The following is a 3,205-nucleotide window of genomic DNA, read 5'->3' as shown; positions in this document are numbered from 1 at the left end:
GCTCAGCTGATGACAAGAAAAAAGAAGAGAAATCAACAAATGGTTCGGCGGAGAACGAAACGACATCTTCTGAACAAGCTGAGTAATATAGAAAACCATCAACTCTCTATACGAGAATTGATGGTTTTATTTTCATATAAAAATAAAATGTATTTTTAAAAACCTTGTAACGGCAAGGAAATTGGACAGAATTCTCGAATATATATATTACTAAAAGGAGGGGATTGTTTTGTCGTTATTATTTGTTGTGTCAATTGCAATTATTTTATTATTTGTTTTGTTTTCCTTATATTATTTGATTACCAGCAAGAAAGAGGTCCCCCGTCAAAGCCTTTTGGAAGAAGAATTTGATCGAGAGGAATGACGCTTTTTAGAAGGTGTCATTTTTTTTGCCTTTTCAAAGGCGAAATTTTCATTTTTCACCGATTTCTCAAAATAAAATGTAATTTTTGTCACTGTAGTCCGCAAAAATAGAGAACTTGTAGCATATAAATACAATGCGGGCAATACAATGGTTATAAACCAAAGCAAAGAGAGTGTTTGAGGTGAGAAATCGTGGATCATTTTATTATAAATCCCAGAAAGTGTAGCGCTTACAAACAGCACTCGAACTTACAGCTTAGTCACATGCAGCGAGTCTCATTTCACCCTTCTCACATCCAATTTAGGGAGGCGAGTGGTGTGCACGATTACATCAAAGAGAGAACAATCAAGATTGGCAAGTATATCGTGGAGACAAGAAAAACAGTTCGTGTTATTGCGAAGGAATTTGGTGTGTCAAAAAGTACTGTGCATAAAGATTTAACAGAACGCTTACCAGAAATTAATCCAGAGCTCGCAAATGAAGTGAAAGAAATTCTTGATTATCATAAGTCAATTCGTCATCTCCGAGGCGGCGAAGCGACGAAACAGAAGTATCAAAAAGAGGATACAGAAAAAATCGTGCGTCAATAATCTGACATGAAGCAAACATTCCGAAGAAAAGTAACTTTTTTTTCAGCATAATTCATTTCTTCAATATTACGTTTCAGGAAAGAATATGATAAAATTAGGAATTAGGTATAAAAGAATTCGGGTTTAACCTGATTTAGATATTGAGGAGGAAGCACAGGAATGTTTGCGAGAGATATCGGAATTGACCTTGGCACGGCCAACGTATTAATTCATGTAAAAGGTAAAGGAATTGTATTAAATGAACCGTCTGTTGTGGCAATTGACCGCAATACAGGAAAAGTATTAGCAGTAGGGGAAGAAGCAAGACGTATGGTAGGGCGTACACCTGGAAACATTGTAGCGATTCGTCCGCTTAAAGATGGTGTAATTGCTGACTTCGAAATTACAGAAGCGATGTTAAAACATTTCATCAACAAACTTGACGTAAAAGGCTTTTTATCAAAACCTCGCATTTTAATTTGCTGTCCAACAAACATCACGTCTGTAGAACAAAAAGCAATCCGTGAAGCTGCCGAAAGATCAGGCGGTAAGAAAGTGTACTTAGAAGAAGAACCAAAAGTAGCTGCTGTTGGTGCTGGTATGGAAATCTTCCAACCAAGCGGAAATATGGTTGTAGATATTGGCGGAGGTACAACAGATATTGCGGTACTTTCTATGGGCGATATCGTTACCTCCTCTTCCATTAAAATGGCGGGCGATAAGTTTGATATGGAGATCTTAAACTATATTAAACGTAAGTATAAGCTATTAATTGGGGAACGTACATCAGAAGACATTAAAATTAAAGTAGGTACAGTGTTCCCAGGTGCACGTAGTGAAGAACTTGAAATTCGCGGTCGTGACATGGTAACGGGTTTACCTCGCACAATTACAGTAGGCTCTGAAGAAATTACAGAGGCATTGAAAGAAAATGCAGCTGTTATTGTACAAGCTGCAAAAGGTGTATTAGAACGTACACCACCTGAATTATCTGCTGATATTATTGACCGCGGCGTTATTTTAACAGGCGGCGGTGCATTATTGCACGGCATTGACATGCTTCTTGCAGAAGAGCTAAAAGTACCTGTATTAATTGCGGAAAATCCAATGCACTGCGTAGCAGTTGGAACAGGTATCATGCTTGAGAACATTGACAAATTACCACGACGCGCTCTGCGATAGGGACGTAATGGAATCAATTGAAAGAACGAAAAACGTTAGGCATACATCCTAACGTTTTTTTAAAATCAATATATTTATTTATCTATTTTTAAAAATATATCGTTTTTACGAAAATTAAAGAAAAATGGAGAAAAAAAAAGAAAAATAGATTATTATAGGGAAAAATGTTGAATTTTGTCGTTTTCATATTGTATATAATTGTATTATAATGAAAGCGAATACGACAATTTGAGGTGAATATGCCTTTGGTATATTGACTTCCCCTAACTTGGGCATATGCTTTTTCTATCTCCATGTGAACTGTATTTATGCTTGTTATACCAAAAATTGTAGAGAAGAAAGAGTATATGCATTTTTTTTAAATGATACGAAGCAGAAAAGTCTGCTTCGTTTTTTTGTAATGACAAATAATAAACAAAGTGGGATAATAAATATAACCTAGTACTAAGACTAATGTCTAAAAAAGGAGCGAAATGTGATGTTAAATATAGAGCAAATTAAAGAAATTATCCCGCATCGCTATCCATTTCTACTTGTTGACCAAGTTCTTGAAGTAGAAGAAGGAAAACGTGCGGTAGGGATTAAAAACGTATCTGCAAACGAAGAATACTTTAACGGTCATTTTCCTGACTACGCAGTAATGCCTGGTGTTCTTATTGTAGAAGCATTAGCTCAAGTCGGCGCAATTGCTGTTTTAAAGAAAGAAGAAAACCGCGGTCGTCTTGCTTTCTTTGCTGGCATTGACAACTGCCGCTTTAAACGACAAGTACGCCCAGGTGATCAACTTCGCTTAGAAGTAGAAATGACACGTGTACGCGGTCCGATTGGCAAAGGAAAAGCAGTCGCAACTGTAAATGGTGAAGTAGCATGTGAAGCGGAAATTACATTTGCGCTTGGAGATAAGAAAGAGTAAAACCGTCATGATGATGACGGTTTTTTTATTTATTTGTAACTACTCAGTTACTTTATGAAAAACCGACAGAAAAGCATTTTTTTAAATGGGCGAGAGGGACTGGCGATGCATAGGAGCGGTCAGGGCCTTTTCCTGCCACGTGCAAGGTTTGAAAACAAAAGTAGACAATAAGTGCAG

The 3,205-nt window shown here is 36.9% G+C and carries 4 protein-coding genes; all 4 read left to right on the top strand.

All coding sequences use genetic code 11. The features are described 5' to 3' along the window. The first annotated feature begins 229 nt into the window (after window positions 1-229). The 4 genes from V7024_RS01965 (at window position 230) to fabZ (ending at window position 3,028) form a co-directional block, all read left to right on the top strand. The gene (locus V7024_RS01965) at window positions 230-364 is read left to right on the top strand and encodes an ABC transporter ATP-binding protein (RefSeq protein ID WP_098917312.1); all 135 of its coding nucleotides are present in this window, start codon (window positions 230-232) and stop codon (window positions 362-364) included. A 317-nt stretch (window positions 365-681) separates the two neighbouring features. After that, window positions 682-954, top strand: coding sequence for a sporulation transcriptional regulator SpoIIID (gene spoIIID / locus V7024_RS01960; RefSeq protein WP_020061467.1), 273 nt, complete (start codon window positions 682-684; stop codon window positions 952-954). A gap of 159 nt (window positions 955-1,113) precedes the next feature. Further along, window positions 1,114-2,115 carry a rod shape-determining protein gene (locus tag V7024_RS01955; RefSeq protein WP_098917311.1) on the top strand — a complete coding sequence of 334 codons (1,002 nt, stop codon included), beginning with the start codon at window positions 1,114-1,116 and terminating at the stop codon, window positions 2,113-2,115. Window positions 2,116-2,593: 478 nt separating this feature from the next. Further along, a complete protein-coding gene (gene fabZ, locus V7024_RS01950) occupies window positions 2,594-3,028 on the top strand; it encodes a 3-hydroxyacyl-ACP dehydratase FabZ (protein WP_035430592.1) in 435 nt (144 codons plus the stop codon). Window positions 3,029-3,205: the final 177 nt, after the last annotated feature.

Origin of the sequence: Bacillus sp. JJ864, from assembly GCF_036963045.1 — a bacterium.
Taxonomy (GTDB): domain Bacteria; phylum Bacillota; class Bacilli; order Bacillales; family Bacillaceae_G; genus Bacillus_A; species Bacillus_A pseudomycoides_C.
Note: the sequence above shows the minus strand (reverse complement) of the source record. Positions and strands in the feature narration are given on the sequence as shown.

Excerpts from the sequence above, each read along its gene's own strand:
- fabZ (WP_035430592.1), top strand. The coding sequence starts at position 2,594 with ATGTTAAATATAGAGCAAATTAAAGAAATTATCCCGCATCGCTATCCA.
- V7024_RS01955 (WP_098917311.1), top strand. The coding sequence starts at position 1,114 with ATGTTTGCGAGAGATATCGGAATTGACCTTGGCACGGCCAACGTATTA.